The following is an 18,934-nucleotide window of genomic DNA, read 5'->3' as shown; positions in this document are numbered from 1 at the left end:
GCACCGTGGCAAACGAATCGATGCGCCATGGAACCCAAAAACGAGAGGACTATCATGATCAAGTTTCGCACTGTATTGGCTGTCGCCGCGCTCGCGGCCACTACCCTGTCGGCTGGAACCGCGTATGCCGCGCAAGGGTGTGGCCCTGGCGGCTGGCGCGGTCCGTGGGGTCATTGCCACTTTGCGGGTCCGGTTTATGTCGCGCCGCGCGCGGTGATCTATCAGGCGCCGGCTGTGTCCGCCTATGCCTGCCCTCCGGGCTACTGGCCGGGTCCGTGGGGACACTGCCGGGATACGCCTTATCACGGCCGTTTGCCCAATGGCAGCTGGCAATAAGCTTTGGGCCGTTGCAGTGGCATGATTCGAAGGCATCGGTAGCATGTTCACGAACAGGTTTAACCGGCTGATTGCGCTCACAGGCTTCGCTGCAATGCTCGGTGCCGGTTGCTGTAGTGCCGCCACTTCAAACGATGGCGGCGGCCAGTCTGGCAAGACGGAAGCGGTCGTTCGCATTGGCACCCATCCAGCGCTCGCGCAGCGCAGCACGACGTACGTGCGTTGCTACTTCAGGAAGTCCAGCGATCCATTCCATCTCGACGTCCGCTACGTCTGGGCGGTAGACCCGCGTACCGGCTGGTTCCATCGGCTGCCGGGCGAATGGCACGGCGGGCATCAGTATCATTGGCAAGCGCTGTTCTATACGGACGAGTCTCAGGGTGAACTGCGCTCGCTTTGCGAACAGACCCTCGAGCACCGCGGTATTGCCGCGGGCCTCGTCATGTATTCGGCGGGAAACACCGCACTGGCATTTGACTACGTTGCGTGGAGCACCGGCCCCAGCACACCGGGCAACAGTATCGATCGCGTGGTGGCGTTCGGCGACAGCCTGTCCGACACTCACAATCTGTATAACGCATCTCGCCGGCAGATACCGAACAACGATTCCTGGTATGCAGGCCGTTTCACGAACGGCCGGAACTGGGTGGAGTATCTCGCAGGCGATCTACAGGTCCCGCTGTACGACTGGGCGGTGGGTGGCGTGGGCGTGTCGGATCGCCGCGTGTTGCCCTGGGCCGAAATTCCCGGCGTGTTATCGCAGTCGCGTCAATGGCGGCGCGCCACGCGCGACGACCCATCGTACGATCCGGGGCGGACACTGTTCACTGTGCTGGTTGGCGGCAATGATCTGATCTTCTTCGGTACGCCCGTGGAGAGCATTCTCGCGAAGGAGCGCGAAACCATCGGTATCCTGATCGATGGCGGTGCGAGAAATATTCTTGTGCTGAATCTGCCCGACGTGTCCCGGGCGCCGATCTTCAAGCTCAAGCGCGGCTCCGGCGATGTGGCGACCAAGGTGCAGGCGATCAATCGCGGACTGGTGAGCATGGTTGATTCACTGCGGCAGCAATACGGCGCCAAACTGAACATCCAGCTCTTCGACACCCATGCACTCTTTACCCGCCTGTTCGACGACCCGGGCGCGTATGGTTTTCAGAATAGCGCGGAGTCATGCCTCGATATCAATCGCACCGGCATGTCCAATTTCATGGAGCGACATGCGCCGCGGCCAGCATGCAAGGACCCGGACTCGTTTGTCTTCTGGGACATCCTGCATCCCACCACACGGACCCATCGCATCCTCGCGGATCAGGTGGCCGCATTCGTGCGCCAGCGCTTTATGGTGGCCGGCCAGCGCAACGCTCAAGCGAGCTAGCGCTCGTTGCGCTTGCCGTTGAAGTCGTTCGGAGCGCACCGCACGTTATCGATTTCGCCAGACAGTCTCTTGCGCGGCGCTCAAAGGGCAAGCGTCGCAACCGAAGCCGCTCAGGGCTGTCGATTGCGACGCTTGCCCTTTGAGCGGCGTCTTGCTAGCGTGTGGTGCGGCGAACAAGTTCAGCCTGACTGGCGTTCTCGCGGGGCACGGCAAACGAAGGCCGCGGGGATTTCGAGCCAGTCAGGTAAAGGTCGATTTTCTCGCTCAGTAGTGCAGCCCAGACTGAGATTGCGAACATGCAGCCGCCGATGGCAAGAAAATCAAACAGAGAAGGGTGGAAATTCATTTGTGCCGTCCATTAGATAAGGGAAGGGAAGAACGTGAGTGCACGACGTCAGCGAATTCATCCTGATCGATGGTGCTTACGGCTGTGGCTTCGGAGCGCTCCGCCCGGTGGGCACGGCCTGTGGGAGCGGGCGTTGACTGGTGGGCGCGGAGCGCGCTTTGCCGATGATGTGCACGGGTGTGCTCGTGTGCTGGCGCACGGAAGCGGCGACGTCTTCGTTCATGAAGCGCCACCAGCTCGCTTTGCGCTTTCCGAGGAGAACGCGCGCAGCACCCCTTGCTTCACAGACTTCAGCTATCTGGCGGCCGAGCGTCGAGCCGGACAGCGATGACGTCAACAGCTGCGCTTCAACGCCGCGTCCATTGCTCTCCAGTATCCGCATTGCGTCAGCCAGCGTCGTCTGGCCGCCTTCTTCCATGGCACCCACGATCAGGCCATAGTCGAAGTCGGCCCCCAAAAAGCAGGGCATCAAGTCGACGATATGCACAGCGACAATGCGTGCATCGCAATGTCTGGCGACGTCGAGCGCCGACGCAAGGAAGGCGTCGGTCGGATTCGGGCTGATTGCAACAACGATGATATTGGACATTTCAAGGCCTCGGATAATGAAGAGGACAGCAGGAATAGCGGTTAGCTTTTCCTGGATCGCGTTTTCATCTTGAAGCGGTCGAGTTAGCGCGGGATTATTCAGCGCATACGCGCGGCGGCACATCCGGGACATGCCGGGCAACTGGCGCCACGTCAGTCCGGGTCAGTCGCTGGCAGTCTGGCCGGTTCGACCACTGATGCTGCCCGGCAGGCCACCGGGCGTGCCCTTAGTACGCCCAGTAACCGAACGGGCGAGGATAGCCATAGACAACGGGCGCCGGAGCCACGACGGGTGGTGGCGCATACGCGGGCGCGGTGGCATAGACGGCGGGCTGCGTAATCTGATTGCCCTTTGACGCCATGCATTGCGAGTAAGCCGCATCGTAGCTGGCCTGCATACTCGCAGAACTCGCCTGCGCGTTATTGGCGCCCACGGCGCTCCCGAGCAGCAAGCCCGCCCCGGCTCCGATCGCCGCGCCAACACCGGCATCGCCCGCCGCAGCCCCCAGGAGCGCTCCCGCTGCCGCGCCGCCTGCCGTGCCGATTACCGTACTGCCCAGCCCATCGTGGCTTGCCAGCGGCGGGTTGGCGCTGTCCGTGCGAAAGGCGTAATCCCTGCATGCATAGTCCTCCTGCCGGAACTCGTCTAGCGGCTTGCCATTCGGCGGCAATGCGACCACGCTTGGGCCCGTTGGCGGAATGACGGCGCACCCGCCGAGGGCGACGGCTGCCAGGCAGGCCGCCAGGGTGAGACAGGCGCTTCGTGAGGATTTCATGATGAGGGTATCCAGTAAGTGCACGGATAGCATTCTGATGCTGGAAAATTAGGCCTGAGTGATCTCCCGTCGCGTCAACGTCGCGAGTCGGTGTGCTCGTCGTGGTAGTAATGCGCAAACGGATTGTGGTTAGTGTCGAAATACCGGCTTCGGCGCTCGAGTTCCGCGAGATCCGCCGATGACGCGAGGTAGGCGTCGCGTCGTTTGTCTCCCTCGATGGCGAAGTACGCTTCGAGCTTGCTAATGAGCATTGCGAACATGATGGTTCTCCTTGAACGGGACACGGCTGGAGGCCGTGTCTTACGCCGACGTGGGGCCGTCGTTGAGAAGCATCTTCGTCAATCAGAATTAGGCGTGAGTTAGCCGGTCGCTTCGGCGCAGCGCACGCCGTCCTCGGCGAGCAGGGGGATTTCCACTACGGCACGCAGCCCCGTCACGCCGTCATGGCGATTCTCGAGCGTCACGCGACCGCTGTAGCGTGTGACGATCGCGCGTACGATCGCAAGCCCGAGACCGCTTCCCTCGACCCCATGGTTCACTCGATAGAACCGGTCGAATACACGAGGAAGCGCGTCTTCGGGAATGCCGGGTCCGGTGTCCGCAATTTCGATGCGCGCATAGCCATCGGCGGCGAGCACGCGCAAATCGATCGAGCCGCCGGCGGGCGTATAGCGCAGCGCGTTGCCGACCAGGTTCTTGACCACGGCGTGCAGGTCCGGCTCGGTTGCGCAAATGCGCGCGGGCGTCAATTCGCTTGCGCCGATGTCGATACGCTTCTGGTTGGCGATGGGCAGCAGCTCGGAGACGACCGAAGCCACGAGCGCCGTGAGCTCGAGCGCAGCAGGTGGCGTCGACGTCATCTGCGCATCCGCGCGCGCAAGCTGCAACAGCTGCTCAACGAGTGTGCTCGTGCGTTCGATGCCACGCCGGAGTGCCTGGAAGCGCTCGCGGTTTTGCGGAGCGATGTCGCCCTGCAGATTGTCTGCCTGCAATTTCAGCGCCGTGAGCGGGGTACGCAGCTCGTGTGCGGCATCGGAAATGAAATCGCGCTCGAGCCGCATCGATTCGTCGAGCCGCTGGATCATGCGATTGATCGAGCTGACGAACGGCAGCAGCTCGACGGGGAGGCCTTCGTCCGGCAGGGCCACGAGGTGCGCCGAATCGATGGCCTGGGCGCGGCGCCCGAGCCGGTCGAGCACCCGGAACGCGCGGCGCACGCAAATGTACACTGCAATCCACACGGCTGGAATCAGCACGTAAATGGGCATCAGCGCGCGTGCCGCGCTGTCTTGCGCCATGCGTACCCGCACCGAAATCCGTTGGCCAACCTGAATGACCTCGTCATAGGTGACGAGCGTATAGACGCGCCATGCCTCGTGTGCAGCGAATTGCTGCGAGAAACCCGTGGGTGAATTGCGGTCGAACACGACGGCGCTATCGGTGGTACGGGCGGGTGACTTGTGTTCTGCAGTCCAAACGACGACGACGATATCGTCGGCGTTGCCCGAGCCGTTGGAGCGGTGCGGAATGGCGGCCTCGTACACGTCGCGTATGCGCGCTGCAACGGTCGAGAGCCGATCGTCCAGCAGGGCATCCACGCCTACGAGGGCGAGCCGGTAGGAGCTCACGCCTTGCATGATTCCGAAGATGGAGAGCAGCAGACCCAGCGAGACGATCAGCTGGGTGCTCAGAGACCTGGTTTTGATGCGCATGACGGTTCGCCCCGCAGTGGCCGGTGGCGGTCAGCAGCCCGAAGCCGCGCCGCCAGCGCTCGCTCGTGCGCCAACGATATCAGATTACGGGGACGATTCGTCATCGCCTGGCGCAATCCCGCGCTTGCTTTTGCCCGCTTCGTTGGATCACAATCGCGCGTGCACCGGCGACCGACGTCTGTGTTGGAGCGGCCCATTCATGCGGATGACTGACCATGCGAATCCTCATCGTTGAAGACGACATCGATATCGGCCAAGGCTTGATGCGCGCATTGAAAGACGCCGGCTACAGCGTGGACTGGATCCGGGACGGCGCGCAGGCCAAGGAGGCCATGGTGGGCAACGCCTATTCGATCGTACTGCTGGACCTCGGTCTGCCAGGCTCGGACGGCATCGACGTTTTAGCCACCGCGCGAGGGCGCGCCTGCACCACGCCGGTCCTCATTGTGACGGCTCGCGACAACATCGAGACCCGCATTCGCGGCCTCGACATCGGCGCCGACGATTACCTGCTCAAGCCGTTCAACACTTCCGAGCTGCTGGCGCGCATCCGCGCGGTGATGCGCCGCCACGCCGGCTCAGCCGTCTCGGTGCTCGGCGATGAAACGTTGAGCCTGAATCTCGATACGCGCGAACTCTGCTTCAAGGGGCATCGCGAAGGGCTGTCCGCGCGGGAGTTTTCGCTCATGGCGGCACTGCTCGAGCGTCCCGGCATGATCCTCTCACGCGCACAGCTCGAGGACCGGCTGTATGGCTGGGGTGAAGAAGTCGAGAGCAATGCGGTGGCCGTGCTCATTCACGGCGTGCGCAAGAAATTCGGGCACGACGTGATACGGAATATTCGGGGCTTCGGCTGGACCATCGACGTGGCCGCCCGCGACGAGCAATCGGACCTGCCGCCGGCCGATGGATGTGAGGCGCGCGAATGACAGTGTTCGCGCGTTTCCAGCGGCGTCGACTGCCGCCGCTGGAAACATGATCGAACCCGGCTCCGCTTGATCGGCTTGCCAGATGGTTCGGCATCCGAATGTTTGTAATCGTTCGTGGATTGTCAATCCGTGGCGCGGGACGACGCACGCTATGTGGATCCGCTATTCGCCACCGGCACCGATTGCGCCGACGCGAGACATCGAGCCGTGGCTGTCCGAACGAGACGGGGGAGTGAGCGCTCCAACAGCCGGCTAACCTTCTACTAATTTGCGCATCCGAACATGGCATGGGCACGCAGGCGGCGAGCGCGTGAGCGCCTCAATATTATCTTTCAATAGCCTTACATTCCTGTAGACTATTCCCTGCCTGCGATTCGCCCCAAGGTAGCCCTCACTGGAGTCATCCATGCGACTGACCATCCTCATCAATAGTCCCGAGCGGACCGCCAATCCCCACTTTGCCCTCGTATGGCTCGACACCCGGCAAAAGCGCTGGTCGCGTGAATCGCATCAAGGCGTGGACCTGCCGACCTGGGGCGAGATTCAGGAGTCCGATGGCCAGATCGTGCTCTGCGCTCCGGCGAGCGACCGGCCGCTATGCACGATTAGCGGCCTCATCGTGACGCGACGGCAGGAGGTCAGCGCAACGCACGGGCAAGTCATCTGGCCGTCCAGCGTGTTGCAGGCGCAGACGCAGACGCCGGGCTACTGGCGCCTTCAGGCGGTCGATCGCGAGTCGATATGCGCCGCAGACGCCCTGTTCGCCGGCCACCGCGAACTGCGCTCACGGAGGCATTGAGCCCCGTCGAAGAGGGCGAGTCGGGTCGTCATCGGGCGTCGAGCGCCGTGCCGTTATGCTGCGTCGGCAGCACGATCGTTGCAATCAGGCCGCTGTGGCCGTCGCTGCGGTTTTGCAGCGAAATCGTTCCATGGTATTTCCTGACGACGGATTTGACGATCGAGAGCCCCAGTCCGCTGCCATCGGAATCCGCTGCATGTAGCCGGTAAAACCGGTCGAACACGCGTTCCAGCGAAGCCTCCGGAATGCCCGGACCGCTATCGGTGACGCGCACCACGACGTCGGCGCCGCTTGGGTAAACGTCGATGTCGACGGCACCGCCAGCCGGCGTATAGCGCAGTGCGTTCTCGAGCAGGTTGCGCACGGCCATGCGCAGGTCGCCCTCGCGCGCCCGGACCTTGGCGGCCTCGAAACGTCCCGCACCCAGATCGATCGAGCGTGCCTGCGCGACGGGCAGAATGTCCACGACGAGCTTCTGAATCAGCCCGTGCAAATCCACGCCTTCGGTTGACGCCTGATCGAGTTGCGCATCGGCGCGCGCGAGCGAGAGAAGCTGCCGGATCATCGTCGACGCGCGTGCGATCGCCTCGCGCAGCTCGGTCATCCGCTCGGCCCGCGCCGACTCGTCGGGCGCCCTCGCCAGATTGTCGACACGAAGCTGCATCGCGGTGACAGGCGTGCGCAGCTCATGGGCGGCATCGGCGATGAATCGCTTCTCCGCTTCGATACCGCTCCGAAGCCGGGTAATCATTCGATTGATCGAATCCGTGAACGGCCGCACTTCGGCGGGCACGTCCGGGATGTCGAGCGGCTTCAGGCGGCCGATGCCCACGGACTCGGCCTGCGCACCGGCATGCACGAGCGATGCGAACGCGCGGTTGACGATTAGCGGGATGGCGAGCAACACGAGCGGGATCAGGATGAACGCGGGAGCGAGGCTCTGCAGCGCGGTACGCCCTGCCGTCTGTTCGCGGAAGGCAATCGGTTGGCCGACCTGGTACGTCAGCTCACCGTCGTTCTTTCTCAACGTGTAGATGCGGTAGAGATTCCCGCCGATGCGCTCGACCGAATACCCCTCAGGCGCGGCGCGATCGAAGAGCACTTCGGGGTCGGTGTCGTCGGTCGGCTGTTCGAGGCCCCGCTTCCAGATTTGCCCAACGAAGCCGTCGACCGAGTGTTGCGGCGGACCGCTTGCGCCGATCGCGCCGACCTTGCCCGCCGCCATCCAGACCGCCGCCCCCTGCAAGTGCACGTCCAGCAGCGCGCCGATCTGCCTGCGTGAGAGCCAGTAGGAGGCAAGCGAATCGACAACGCCGACGATTGCGACGAGCGCGATCAACGCCACAGTAATTTGGTTCTTCAGCGATTTCATGCTGTTGGCCGATCAGCGATTCCGGCCGAGATCGCGCAGGCGTTTGCCCGACATGAGATTGCGTCCGAGCGTCTCGAGCGACACGCCGCGCGTCTCGGGGACATAAAGCAGCACGACCACGCCGAACACCACGTTCAGGATTGCGTACAGAAAGAACGTGTGCGATTCGCCGATTGCAGAGAGCAGGCTGAGGAAGGTCGCGGCCACCACGATGTTGGCGGCCCAGTTCACGAACGTCGACACGGCAATGCCGAAATCGCGGCCCTGTTGCGGCTGTATCTCGGAGCAGAGGATCCACACGAGCGGGCCTGCGGAAACGGCAAAGCCTGCGATGAACAAGAGCAGCGAGGCGACGGCCGTCATCTGGACCACGGTGCCATCGATACCCTGGTGGAGCAGCACGGCCAGCGCGCCCATCCCCACGGCCATCACGGCGCACCCTGCATAGAGAATGGGCTTGCGGCCCCAGCGGTCGACCATCGCAATGGCGCCGAAGGTGGCGAGCACGTTGACGAGCCCGACGATGACCGTGGCCCAGAGCTGCTGCTCATGCGTCGCGAAGCCCGCCAGTGCGAAGATGCGCGGCGCGTAGTACATCACCACGTTGATGCCGGTGAGCTGCTGGAAGATCTGCAGCACGGCGCCCAGCAACACCGAGCGGCGGAAGTTTGAATTCGCCATCAGCAGACTCCAGCCCTGTTTGGGTTGTTTGCTCTGCTCCTCGATGTCGCGCATCTCGGTCTCGACCTCGGCAGGGTCGTCACACAGGCGCTGCAGGATAGCGCGTGCTTCCTGCGTCCTGTTGCGCTGGAGCAGCCAGCGCGGACTATCGGGCAACGCGACGACGCCGAGCAGGAAGACCATGGCGGGAATCGCGATGACGCCGAGCATCCACCGCCAGTCGGCGATGTACGACAGTCCGATGTTCGACAGGAAGGCCGCGAGAATGCCCACCGTAATCATCAGTTGATAGGTCGAGATCATCGCGCCGCGCACATGCCGGGGTGCGATCTCGGACAGGTACAGCGGCGCGGTGAACGACGCGACACCCACCGCGACGCCGAGCAACAACCGCGCGAAGATCAGCTGTTCGGGACTCGGCGCCAGTGCGCACCAGATTGACCCGCCAATGAATAACAGCGCCGCCAAGCCGAGCGTGGAGCGCCGACCGAGGTGCCAGGACAGCCAGCCGGAACCGAGCGCGCCAACCGCTGCGCCAACCATCATGGAGCTGACGACCCATTCCTGCACGCGGTCATTGAGTGTGAAGTGCCTGGCGATGAAAGGCAGCGCACCGGAGATCACGCCGATATCGAGGCCGAAGAGCAGGCCCGCCAGCGCGGCCATGAGAGAGACGAAGATGGCGTAGCGGTTTGCGCCAGAGAATCCGCCGGTCGTCGGCGTGGTGATGGAACTCACAAGGGATCTCCTGATAGAGGTGTTTCAGCGGGGCGGAGGTCGTCGTCATGACACGCGGGTATGGGATTGCGTGGGCTTATCCGCCATTGACCCATTGTCAGCGCCGAGAGTTAGCTTTAATTTAGTTCGGGGAATGAAGTAATTAAGTGTTGCTGGTAAAACGGATCGACTCTGGCTAACCTGGCGTTGTCGCCGGCGCCGGGGGGCGTAGATGAAGTGTGTCTTCGCGTCGAAGGCAGTCGAGGAATCAGCGAACTCGACTATAAAGAAGAAAGGGTTGCGGCCTGGCGTGGCGCTCGAGCGGCCCATCCTGCGCGTGGGTTTTGCGGACCCAGAGGATAGGCTGACTTACCGAACCAGTTGACCATGAAGCGTGCAGGTATCATCACGGCTGCCGTGCTGCTGGCGCTGACCGCAGCAGGCGTGGAGAGCGCCGAACCCCTCAAAGCCACTGTGATTCACTGGTGGACGTCCAAGGGCGAAGCGGCGGCAGTCAGGCAGTTCGCAGCGGCCTATGACAGGGCCGGTGGGCAATGGATCGACAAGGCGGTGCCGGACCCGTACCTGGCGCGGTCCACGGCGATCAATCTGATCGTGGACGGAGATCCGCCAACCGCCGCGCAGTTCAATATGTCGAAGCAATTCCACGACATTATCGATCAGGGCTTGCTGAACAACGTTGACCAGGTGGCCATCAGGGAGAACTGGGACAAGATACTGCCTTCCGCCATTCTTGACAGCATCAAGGTCGAGGGTCATTTCTATGCAGCCCCGGTCGACATTCACATGCCGGTGTGGTTTTTCTACTCGAAACCGGCATTCCAGAAAGCGGGCATCAGGACCGAGCCGACGACCTTCGCCGAGTTCGTGGCCGATCTCGACAGGCTCAAGGCTGCGGGCATGATTCCGCTCGCGATTGGCGCTCAGCCATGGCAGGAGAAGATCGTCTTCGACGCAATCCTGGCCGACGTCGGCGGCCCTGACTTGTACCTGAAGGTGTACCGTGATCACAATCTGAATGCCGTGAACTCCGTCGCGTTTAAAGATGTCCTTGCCTCATTCAAGCGCCTGCACGCTTACATCGATCCGGATTCGCAAACGCGCAACTGGAATGACGCCACAGCGTTGCTGATTTCCGGCCGGGCCGGCGTTCAGATCATGGGCGACTGGGCCAAGGGCGAGTTCTCGGTGGTGAAACAGACAGCGGGCAAGGACTTCGGTTGCTTTCCGGGCCTCGGGCCGCGTGCACCGTATATCGTCGGCGGTGATGTGTTCGTGTTCCCCAAGACGGATGACCCCGGTGCGATCAAAGCGCAACAATTGCTGGCGACGGTCATCACCTCACCGCAGGCTCAAGTCGCATTCAGCGCGAAGAAGGGCTCGATTCCGATCCGTTCGGACGTTGACGATTCGAGCCTCGATATTTGCGCGAGAGAAGGCATCGCGATCATGAGGGATAGGTCGCGCCTGTTGCCAAACGCGGAACTGCTCATGCCGCCCGACATGAACGATGCCTTGCTGGGCGTGATCGCCCATTTCTGGAACAGCAGCCAGTCCGCGGACGATGCGCAAAGAGCCTTTGCCAGTGCGCTATGAAGGGGTGCAGGCTAAGGATTTCCTGACGTTCATGGAAGCATTTCCCTGGCAGCTTATCCGGCCTTCCTGACTGCGGGAGGCTAGCCGAAGCGCTAGGATTGGCGTGTAGACGTATAACGCCGGGCTAGCCTCCTGATTCTCCAATTTCAAGAAAATTGATGCTTAAGCGTTTACAGGGGAGGGCGCGTGCTGAAGCGACCGTCCATCATTGTTCGAGCCATCGCCTTTGTGGTCGTGGTCTGCATCTGTTTGATCTCTATCGATAGCTGGCAGAGCTGGAATGCGCGTTCGGCCAAGTTACACGAAATGAAGATCACGACAGCGAACCTCGCGCGCGCGACAGCACAACAAGCCAATGACACGATCAAGGAAGCCGATACGACTTTGGTCGACGTCGTCGACCGAATTGAGTATGACCGAATCAGCCCTGCCGCCATCACGCGATTGCATAGCTTTATGAGGGCGCGAATGCAGGAGCTTTCACAACTCGACGACATGTTTGTATACGATGACGAGGGCACATGCATCGTCGATGCACGACAGGCATCGCCGCAGCATCTCGATGGCTTTGGTCACGATGCTTTCGCTTTCCATCGCACTCACGCCGACACGGATACGCATATCGGCGTGCCCGCGATAAGCCGTTTGACAGGCAAGTGGATTATTCCGATCTCGCGGCGAGTCAACCATGCCGATAGCACTTTCGGCGGTGTGGTATTGGTCACGATCGATATAGATTTTTTCAAGGATTACTTCCGCACCCTGACGATCGGTGAGGAAGGCGTTGTTGAACTGGTCTCGGAAAGCGGTGTCCTGATGGTCCGCCGTCCATTCGACAACAGGTTGATCGGTGAAAGCGTGGTGAGCACGCCGCTGTTCCGGTCGTATGCGTCGCAAGGGCCCGTCGGCATGGTTTTAATCAAGTCGCCGGACGACGGTGTAACCCGGTTCTACAGCTATCGTCGGCTCAAGAATTACCCGCTTTTTATATCAACCGCGCTTTCCAGGGACGAGATCCTCGCAGATTGGTGGCGCGATACGCTCTGGCATTCCGGTGCGGCTCTCTTTCTGGTTATCGTGGTCAGCGTCTTCGGATGGCGCCTGGTCAAACAGATCGAGCTGCGAACCCGCGCCGAGGCACAGGCCGACGCGGCGAACCGTGCCAAGGGGGCGTTCATTGCCAACATGAACCACGAATTGCGGACGCCGCTCAATGGCATCCTCGGCTATGCGCAGATCCTGCAGCGCGACAGTACGCTGAGTCAACAGCAACGCGAAGGCGTGGGGGTGATACAGCGCAGCGGCGAGCATCTGCTGGCGCTGATCAATGACACGCTCGATCTGGCCCGGATCGAAGCGGGCAAGCTGCCTCTGGAGGTGGTCGATGTGCCGCTGCGAAGCCTCGTCGAAATGGTTCGCGAGATGATCGACTTGAAGGCGGAGCAGAAGCAACTCAAATTCGTCTGCGAAATCGCGCCCGATGTGCCGGCGGGGGTTCGTGCGGACGAACGAAGGCTGCGGCAGGTGCTGCTGAATCTTCTGGCGAATGCGGTCAAGTTCACCGATCAGGGCAGTGTGAGCCTGCATGTTACGCGTCTCGCTTCGGGCGCCGTGCGCTTCGATGTTCGCGACTCGGGACGCGGCATTCCCACCGACAAGCTGGAACGGGTATTCGAGCCGTTCGAGCAGCTAGGGGAACGAGAGCGCCGTGCCGCCGGCACCGGGCTTGGACTGGCGATCAGCCGGCAACTGGTGCGTGCGATGGGAAGCGAGATCCGCACCGATAGCCGGGTCGGACAGGGTAGCGCCTTCTGGTTTGACCTGGCTCCCTCCGCCGCGGTGCCGTCCTGCACGCCGCTCACACCGGCTACGCGGAGCGTGACCGGCTACGAGGGCGCTCGTAGAAAGGTGCTGATCATCGACGACGTGCCGGCCAATCGCGGCGTCCTCGCTGAACTGCTGGGCGGGCTCGGTTTCGAGACCGCGGAGGCGGGGACCGGCCGCGAAGGGATTGCCAAGGTGCAAAACGAGCGGCCGGCGTTGATTCTTACCGATATCGTGATGCCGGAGATGGATGGCCTCGAGACCACACGCTGGTTGCGGCAATCGCCTGCCTTCTCGGACGTGCCGATTATTGCGGTGTCCGCGAGCGCTTCCGGCAGTGACGAGAACGAGAGTCTCGCGGCCGGTGCGAATGCGTTTCTTCCCAAACCCATCGTCGTCGATCGCCTGCTTGCACAGATCTCCACGTTGTTGAAACTGGAGTGGACTTATGCCGTGCCGCCAGCGCATCCCCCGCAACCGGAGGAGGTGGACGGCCCGCTTATCGCCGCGCCGGCCCAGGAGATGGATCGTTTGTATCGGCTCGCGCGTCTCGGCAACATGCATGAAATCGTGCTGTGGGCTGATCGCGTTGCGGCGCTCGACCCGCGCTACGGGCCATTGACGACAAAACTCCGAACGCTGGCAAAGGGTTACCAGTCGAAAGCCATTCTCGTCCTTGTGGAGCAGTTTCTCTAAGCGCGGGCGGTGTCATGAACGAGGTATCAGTCAACGCAACCGAACAGCCAGCGATCCTCATCGTAGACGACACGCCCGCCAACCTCGGCGTAGTGGTCGACGGTCTGGTTGACAGGGGCTTCAGCGTGCTCGTCGCCCTCGATGGTGCGGAGGCACTTGAACGCGCGCGATTTTCTCAACCGGACCTGATCCTGCTCGACGTCAGGATGCCAGGCATCGACGGTTTCGAGACCTGCCGGCGACTCAAGATGCAGGAACAGACGCGCGACATATCGGTGATTTTCATGACCGCACTCACCGATACCGACGATATGCTGGAAGGCTTCTCCGCAGGCGGCGTGGACTACTTGACGAAGCCTGTCCAGATTGCCGAAATGATGGCGCGCATCGACACCCATCTGACATTGCGGACGATGCACAAGCAACTCATCGTTCAGAACAGGCTGCTGTCGAACGAGGTGGCCGTGCGTCAGCGCGCTGAAGCTGCGCTCTCGCGGGCGCGCGACGAACTCGAAGTGCAGGTCGCACAACGCACCGCAGAACTCGCTCGAGCGAATGCGAGCCTGCGTCTGGAGATCGAGGAGCGCAGGCTGGCCCAGGCGGAGTTGCTATCGAGCGAGGCGCGGTTTCGCGCCATTGTCGAGGCGAGCCCGGTGCCGCTGAGCATCACCTCGGTGGAGGACGGCAGAATTCTCTATGGGAACCGGCCTTTCTGCCGGCTGTTTGGCCTCACGCGGCCAGACGACGGCGCGAAAATGACGGACCTCTATGTGGATCCGACGGGGCGCGACAGACTGGTGCAACGACTGCGCGAGCATGGGAACTTCCGCAATACCGAGGTCCATTTCCGGAGACCCGGAGGCAGCACGTTCTGGGCGACGGTCACTGCACGCGTGGCGACCTTTGCCGGCATACCGGCTATCTACGTCGGCTTTAACGACGTGACCGCACGCAAACACGCTGAGGAAAAGTTGCGAGGGAGCGAAGCGCGTCTCGCGAATGCGCAGCGGCTCGCCCAGCTAGGCGACTGGGAGTGGGATGCGGTGCACGGCATGACCCATTGGTCCGACGAGATGTACCGGATTCTCAAGCTGAACCCGGCAGCATCAAAGCCGGGCTACCGAACCTTTCTCAGAGCGGTGCATCCCGATGACCGGGCGTTGGTGCGGCAGACAACGCGGGCGTTGATGGCTGACCGTAAGCCGCGAGATCTCGATCACCGTGTGAGGGGAGCCGACGGTGCGGTGCGCATTGTCCAGATTCATGCTGAGACCACTCGCGCAAAAGCAGGGCAGCCATTGAGCCTGGTCGGCACCATCCAGGATATTACGGAACGCAAGCGCATCGAGCACGAACTGTTCGAGTCGCGCGAGCAGCTACGCGAACTGTCTGCTTACATGGAGGCCATTCGCGAAGAAGAAAGGAAGCGTATTGCGATGGAAATCCACGACGAACTAGGCCAGCTGCTGACCGCCCTGAAAATGGATGTATCGCTGCTCAAGCGACGTTTCGTGGACTGTCCTGACGTTGCAAAGAAGGTGGACGACATGCGCGAGCTCGTTGAAAAGACCATCTGGATGGTACGCAACGTCGCGAGCCATTTGAGGCCCGCTGCGCTCAATTTCGGCATCGTGTCGGCGCTCGAGTGGCTCGTCGATGATTTCGGTCAGCGCGATCGCGTTCCCTGCCGTCTGCGCATCCAGGGCAGCGAGCCTGTTTTACCGGACGCCCATGCGACGGCCGTATTTCGTATCGTGCAGGCGTCGCTGACCAATGTCGCTCGCCACGCAGGGGCGTCAAGAGCGGACGTGATGCTCAATAGCAGCGCAACAGCGTTCGATCTCACGGTCAGTGACGACGGTTGCGGTTTCGATCCGGCAGCGGCGCGCAAAGGCTATTCATACGGGTTGCTCGGTATGAGCGAACGTGCGCGACTCATCGGCGGGTCGCTACAGATCGACAGCGCGCCCGGAGCAGGAACGGTGGTTTCGATTCATGTCCCGCTCGTCGGCGAACAAGACCAATGATCAAGATCCTCATTGCAGACGACCACGCTATCGTGCGCGGTGGATTGGGAAAGATCGTTGCGACGACCATGGATATTGTTGTCGCTGGTGAAGCCGCCCAAGGTTCCGAGGTGATCAGCAAGCTGCGCACGTGCCAAGTGGACCTGGTGTTGCTCGACATGACGATGCCCGGCATCAGCGGTATCGACCTGATACGGCACCTGCGTGCCGAACACCCGGCGCTCCCCATCCTGGTGCTCAGCATGCACAACGAAACCCAGGTCGTGGCGCGCGCGCTGCGCGCCGGTGCTGCCGGCTACGTGACCAAGGACAGCGATCCCGAAATTCTTGTCGCCGCAATCCGCAAGGTTGCCAACGGCGGGCGGTTCATCGATCCGCAACTGGTCGATGCGGTTGTCTTCGAGCCGCATTCCGCCGACGTTCCCCCCCATGAGATTCTCTCGGACCGGGAATTCCAGGTGCTGCAACTGCTGGCGCAGGGCAAGAGCATCAATGATATCGCCGAGACCTTCGTTCTGAGCGCGAAGACCATCAGCACGCACAAAATGCGTCTTATGCAAAAGCTCGGACTTGCCAACAACGCCGAATTGATCCGCTACGCGATCAGGCACCGTCTGATTACAGAATGAAATAAATCCCAGGGAAATCCTGACACGAGAACCAGCTATTTCCGAGCATGCAATCCACTTTCCCCGACATGAAGCCGGCAGCTAAAGCACTAAGATGACTTCTTGAGGCGGTACGCAGGCGATCTGGCCCATGACGGAGGCGTTCTTGCCCAGACTGGCGTGGGAATGGTATGGCGTCAGCGTTAGATGAATGGATGGGAATTTATCGATTTTGAAGGTGGAAATAGATTCATTTAATCATTTGCGCATTAAATCGCAAGGGCGCCTGAGAGGTGGTTGTGCAAGCGCCTACGGCAAGGCACAGAGGGAATCATGCGGACATTGCTTATAGAAAACGATTTTCACATTGGGAATGACCTGTTTCGTGCATTAAAGAATGCACACTACCGTGTCGACTGGGTGCGCGACGGCAGAGCGGGGAGCGCCGCCATTGGAGCGGCCTATTACGCGGTGGTGCTGCTCAATCACTGCCTCCCGGATATTCGTGGCATAGACTTGTTGAAGGCGTCGCGTTCCGCCGGCAACAAAGTACCCGTACTGCTTCTCTGCGGGCACGATGATCCAGACACGCTGGTGCACGGTCTCGATGTCGGCGCCGATGATTGCGTTGTCAAACCCATTGATGTCCGCGTCGTGCTCGCCCGCATTCGAGCCGTGGTGCGGCGCACAGCGGGATATGCAACCTCGCGCATCGGCGACGAATCGCTGGGTCTTGATCTGGATAAGCGCACGCTATGCCGCAATGGTGTTGAATCGCCACTTTCGGCGCGAGAGTTCGCGTTGATGCATGCTCTTCTGGAACGGCGCGGCGTGATACTGACTCGCAGGCAACTCGAAGACCGGCTTTATGGCTGGGGCAAAGAAGTGGAAAGCAATTCACTCGACGTATTGATCCATTCGATGCGCAAGAAATACGGGCAGTCGCTCATTCGCAACGTCCGCGGTATCGGCTGGACGCTGACGCGCGACGAGTGCGCTACCGCATGTGCTGGAAGTTAACGTCAACGTACTGTCGTTCGTGAATTGCAGACTGAACGGGGTCGATGAAAAGCGAAAACGGCGTCACAAATTGTGCAGCACCAAGTTGTTGCGCGGATCTACGATCGTGGTCCTCCCGTAAAGATCCGCGCACTGTTACGGATGGCGCAATCCAGCGCGCCACTCGCGACTAGGCCTTTCGCTCCAGCAGGTCGGTTGCGAAAGACTTCGCATGCGCTACGGCCTCCTGCGCGTCGAGGAATACACCGAGTTGCTCCCAGTGCTCTTCGACCGCGTAGGTTCCTTTCACACCAAGTGCCCTCTGAACGCGCAATTGCGCTGCGTATCTGCCGTCCTCCAATGGTCGTGCAGTCGCTACCACCTTGTGAGGAAGATCGGATCTTTCTGGCTGAGCCAATTCAACAGGACTACCAGGTACGCTGATATCTTTCAACTCGTTTCTGACTTTGCAGTCTGGACAGTAGAAGCACCAACCGTCGTCCTCGTAACTGGGTCTGACCTGCCCGCGAGCCAGCACGGCACGACATTCAACGTTTTCGCAGATGAACGGCATAGCATTCTCCGGAGTTGTTTGAAAGAAATCCTGGCATGTCCGCCGACGGCCAGCCATCGGCATTGTTACTGTACCTGAGCGCGTTACGATTAGCCACGATGAGGGGGGAGACCGGCCGATGCCGATTCTCCGTGCCCGTCTTTGAATCGGAAAATAGAGGCATCCAATTGGCACGACGGATTGCTATGGTGCAGCACGCAGACAAAATTGAGGCTGCGGGGAACGGTCATGGATTTTCGCAGACTCGCGCTGCGGTTTCTCTCTGTCTGCGGAAAGAGAAAGCCCCGGCCGCCAAGCGCCGGGGCTTGGTGCTCGCTGCGCTTGCGCCCTGGTGCCGAGATCTGCGGCGAGCAGCGGATCGGCCTTTATAGGCCAGCTCAGCCAGGCGTCACGCGCGGCTGCTCCAAAAGAAAAAGCCCGCTTGTTTTCGCTGAGCGGGCTTCGATGTTGGTTGCGGGGGCAGGATTTGAACCTGCGACCTTCGGGTTATGAGCCCGACGAGCTGCCAGACTGCTCCACCCCGCGGAGCGAATTGTAGCCGCACCGAGGCGGCGCGTCAAACGAAGCCATCGGACGATAACGCCGGACGCCGAGTGGTTTGTCGAACACGTCAACGGGCGCCATGTGGTCGACGTTTCTGCTGCAAGCAAAAAGCCCCGGACCTATCGGCGATGGCGAGCGGTTCTTCGATGGGGCTGCGGCGCAGCAGGTCGCATGCTGCTGGGCAGCAATGTGCGCTGAGCAGCATGGTGGTCTGTGCGGCCGTTGATGATTGTTTGTTGGGCGGAGTCGCCACCTTCGGTCACCGGTCATTTGAGCGCCCGAACAGGAGCGTGCGGTAGCGCGGAAATAAATATTCTAAATACTCTTGACGCGAGGTTCGCGGGCCTGCATAATTCGCCTCCCTTCTGATGAGGGGCGCGAAAAAGACAGCGAAATTAAACGGTGTTTTTAA

At 61.2% G+C, this 18,934-nt stretch carries 17 protein-coding genes and 1 tRNA gene; 9 read left to right on the top strand and 9 right to left on the bottom strand.

The window, feature by feature from the left end:
• Positions 1-54 precede the first annotated feature (54 nt).
• Positions 55-336, top strand: a complete 282-nt coding sequence (locus tag BO1_RS57235) for a GCG_CRPN prefix-to-repeats domain-containing protein (protein ID WP_084687837.1) — start codon at positions 55-57, stop codon at positions 334-336.
• A 43-nt stretch (positions 337-379) separates the two neighbouring features.
• Entirely contained in the window at positions 380-1,714 is a 1,335-nt protein-coding gene (locus BO1_RS50255) for an SGNH/GDSL hydrolase family protein (RefSeq protein WP_052409402.1), read from the top strand.
• 154 nt (positions 1,715-1,868) lie between these two features.
• Here the strand turns inward: BO1_RS50255 and BO1_RS58905 are convergent, their stop codons facing one another.
• From BO1_RS58905 to BO1_RS50245, 5 genes are all read right to left on the bottom strand, one after another.
• A complete protein-coding gene (locus BO1_RS58905) occupies positions 1,869-2,060 on the bottom strand; it encodes a hypothetical protein (protein ID WP_156992182.1) in 192 nt (63 codons plus the stop codon).
• 76 nt (positions 2,061-2,136) lie between these two features.
• Positions 2,137-2,649 carry a universal stress protein gene (locus BO1_RS08960; protein WP_028217272.1) on the bottom strand — a complete coding sequence of 171 codons (513 nt, stop codon included), beginning with the start codon at positions 2,647-2,649 and terminating at the stop codon, positions 2,137-2,139.
• A 226-nt stretch (positions 2,650-2,875) separates the two neighbouring features.
• Positions 2,876-3,424 (bottom strand): YMGG-like glycine zipper-containing protein, encoded by a 549-nt coding sequence (locus tag BO1_RS08955; protein WP_084687853.1) that lies wholly within the window; start codon positions 3,422-3,424, stop codon positions 2,876-2,878.
• Between the two features lie 74 nt (positions 3,425-3,498).
• On the bottom strand, positions 3,499-3,684 hold the full coding sequence (locus tag BO1_RS50250) for a DUF3563 family protein (protein ID WP_043284245.1): 186 nt from the start codon (positions 3,682-3,684) through the stop codon (positions 3,499-3,501).
• Positions 3,685-3,783: 99 nt separating this feature from the next.
• Entirely contained in the window at positions 3,784-5,136 is a 1,353-nt protein-coding gene (locus BO1_RS50245) for a sensor histidine kinase (protein ID WP_043284243.1), read from the bottom strand.
• Between the two features lie 215 nt (positions 5,137-5,351).
• Here BO1_RS50245 and BO1_RS50240 point away from each other — a divergent pair, with 215 nt between their 5' ends.
• Positions 5,352-6,065, top strand: a complete 714-nt coding sequence (locus tag BO1_RS50240) for a response regulator (protein WP_043284241.1) — start codon at positions 5,352-5,354, stop codon at positions 6,063-6,065.
• 406 nt (positions 6,066-6,471) lie between these two features.
• Positions 6,472-6,864: a DUF3564 family protein gene (locus tag BO1_RS50235; protein WP_043284238.1), complete on the top strand. Its 393-nt coding sequence runs from the start codon at positions 6,472-6,474 to the stop codon at positions 6,862-6,864.
• 28 nt (positions 6,865-6,892) lie between these two features.
• On the opposite strand, the gene BO1_RS08930 is transcribed toward BO1_RS50235, so the two are convergent.
• A complete protein-coding gene (locus BO1_RS08930; protein WP_028217270.1) occupies positions 6,893-8,236 on the bottom strand; it encodes a sensor histidine kinase in 1,344 nt (447 codons plus the stop codon).
• 12 nt (positions 8,237-8,248) lie between these two features.
• Positions 8,249-9,655: a sugar porter family MFS transporter gene (locus tag BO1_RS08925; RefSeq protein WP_281179167.1), complete on the bottom strand. Its 1,407-nt coding sequence runs from the start codon at positions 9,653-9,655 to the stop codon at positions 8,249-8,251.
• A 366-nt stretch (positions 9,656-10,021) separates the two neighbouring features.
• On the opposite strand from BO1_RS08925, the gene BO1_RS08920 reads away from it, so the two are divergent.
• The 5 genes from BO1_RS08920 to BO1_RS50220 all read left to right on the top strand — a co-directional run bounded on the left by BO1_RS08920 (position 10,022) and on the right by BO1_RS50220 (position 17,426).
• Positions 10,022-11,251, top strand: a complete 1,230-nt coding sequence (locus BO1_RS08920; RefSeq protein ID WP_028217268.1) for an ABC transporter substrate-binding protein — start codon at positions 10,022-10,024, stop codon at positions 11,249-11,251.
• 186 nt (positions 11,252-11,437) lie between these two features.
• Entirely contained in the window at positions 11,438-13,771 is a 2,334-nt protein-coding gene (locus BO1_RS56255; RefSeq protein ID WP_245643744.1) for an ATP-binding protein, read from the top strand.
• Between the two features lie 14 nt (positions 13,772-13,785).
• Entirely contained in the window at positions 13,786-15,798 is a 2,013-nt protein-coding gene (locus BO1_RS50225; RefSeq protein WP_043284235.1) for a hybrid sensor histidine kinase/response regulator, read from the top strand.
• Entirely contained in the window at positions 15,795-16,427 is a 633-nt protein-coding gene (locus BO1_RS08900) for a response regulator (protein ID WP_028217266.1), read from the top strand. The genes BO1_RS50225 and BO1_RS08900 overlap by 4 nt, the downstream gene beginning before the upstream one ends.
• Before the next feature lie 312 nt (positions 16,428-16,739).
• Positions 16,740-17,426, top strand: coding sequence for a response regulator transcription factor (locus BO1_RS50220; protein ID WP_043284231.1), 687 nt, complete (start codon positions 16,740-16,742; stop codon positions 17,424-17,426).
• A gap of 169 nt (positions 17,427-17,595) precedes the next feature.
• Here the strand turns inward: BO1_RS50220 and BO1_RS08890 are convergent, their stop codons facing one another.
• Together BO1_RS08890 and BO1_RS08885 are read right to left on the bottom strand one after the other, a co-directional pair.
• Positions 17,596-17,979 carry a hypothetical protein gene (locus BO1_RS08890; RefSeq protein WP_028217265.1) on the bottom strand — a complete coding sequence of 128 codons (384 nt, stop codon included), beginning with the start codon at positions 17,977-17,979 and terminating at the stop codon, positions 17,596-17,598.
• Positions 17,980-18,427: 448 nt separating this feature from the next.
• Positions 18,428-18,504 (bottom strand) — tRNA-Met (locus BO1_RS08885).
• Between the last annotated feature and the right edge of the window lie 430 nt (positions 18,505-18,934).

This window comes from Paraburkholderia oxyphila NBRC 105797 (genome assembly GCF_000685075.1).
GTDB lineage: Bacteria > Pseudomonadota > Gammaproteobacteria > Burkholderiales > Burkholderiaceae > Paraburkholderia > Paraburkholderia oxyphila.
This window is presented reverse-complemented; position numbering and strand designations above follow the sequence as displayed.

Excerpts from the sequence above, each read along its gene's own strand:
- BO1_RS08960 (WP_028217272.1), bottom strand. The coding sequence starts at position 2,649 with ATGTCCAATATCATCGTTGTTGCAATCAGCCCGAATCCGACCGACGCC.
- BO1_RS50235 (WP_043284238.1), top strand. The coding sequence starts at position 6,472 with ATGCGACTGACCATCCTCATCAATAGTCCCGAGCGGACCGCCAATCCC.
- BO1_RS08955 (WP_084687853.1), bottom strand. The coding sequence starts at position 3,424 with ATGAAATCCTCACGAAGCGCCTGTCTCACCCTGGCGGCCTGCCTGGCA.
- BO1_RS50255 (WP_052409402.1), top strand. The coding sequence starts at position 380 with ATGTTCACGAACAGGTTTAACCGGCTGATTGCGCTCACAGGCTTCGCT.
- BO1_RS58905 (WP_156992182.1), bottom strand. The coding sequence starts at position 2,060 with ATGAATTTCCACCCTTCTCTGTTTGATTTTCTTGCCATCGGCGGCTGC.
- BO1_RS50225 (WP_043284235.1), top strand. The coding sequence starts at position 13,786 with ATGAACGAGGTATCAGTCAACGCAACCGAACAGCCAGCGATCCTCATC.
- BO1_RS08930 (WP_028217270.1), bottom strand. The coding sequence starts at position 8,236 with ATGAAATCGCTGAAGAACCAAATTACTGTGGCGTTGATCGCGCTCGTC.
- BO1_RS08900 (WP_028217266.1), top strand. The coding sequence starts at position 15,795 with ATGATCAAGATCCTCATTGCAGACGACCACGCTATCGTGCGCGGTGGA.
- BO1_RS08920 (WP_028217268.1), top strand. The coding sequence starts at position 10,022 with ATGAAGCGTGCAGGTATCATCACGGCTGCCGTGCTGCTGGCGCTGACC.
- BO1_RS50245 (WP_043284243.1), bottom strand. The coding sequence starts at position 5,136 with ATGCGCATCAAAACCAGGTCTCTGAGCACCCAGCTGATCGTCTCGCTG.
- BO1_RS50250 (WP_043284245.1), bottom strand. The coding sequence starts at position 3,684 with ATGTTCGCAATGCTCATTAGCAAGCTCGAAGCGTACTTCGCCATCGAG.
- BO1_RS08890 (WP_028217265.1), bottom strand. The coding sequence starts at position 17,979 with ATGCCGTTCATCTGCGAAAACGTTGAATGTCGTGCCGTGCTGGCTCGC.
- BO1_RS50240 (WP_043284241.1), top strand. The coding sequence starts at position 5,352 with ATGCGAATCCTCATCGTTGAAGACGACATCGATATCGGCCAAGGCTTG.
- BO1_RS57235 (WP_084687837.1), top strand. The coding sequence starts at position 55 with ATGATCAAGTTTCGCACTGTATTGGCTGTCGCCGCGCTCGCGGCCACT.
- BO1_RS50220 (WP_043284231.1), top strand. The coding sequence starts at position 16,740 with ATGCGGACATTGCTTATAGAAAACGATTTTCACATTGGGAATGACCTG.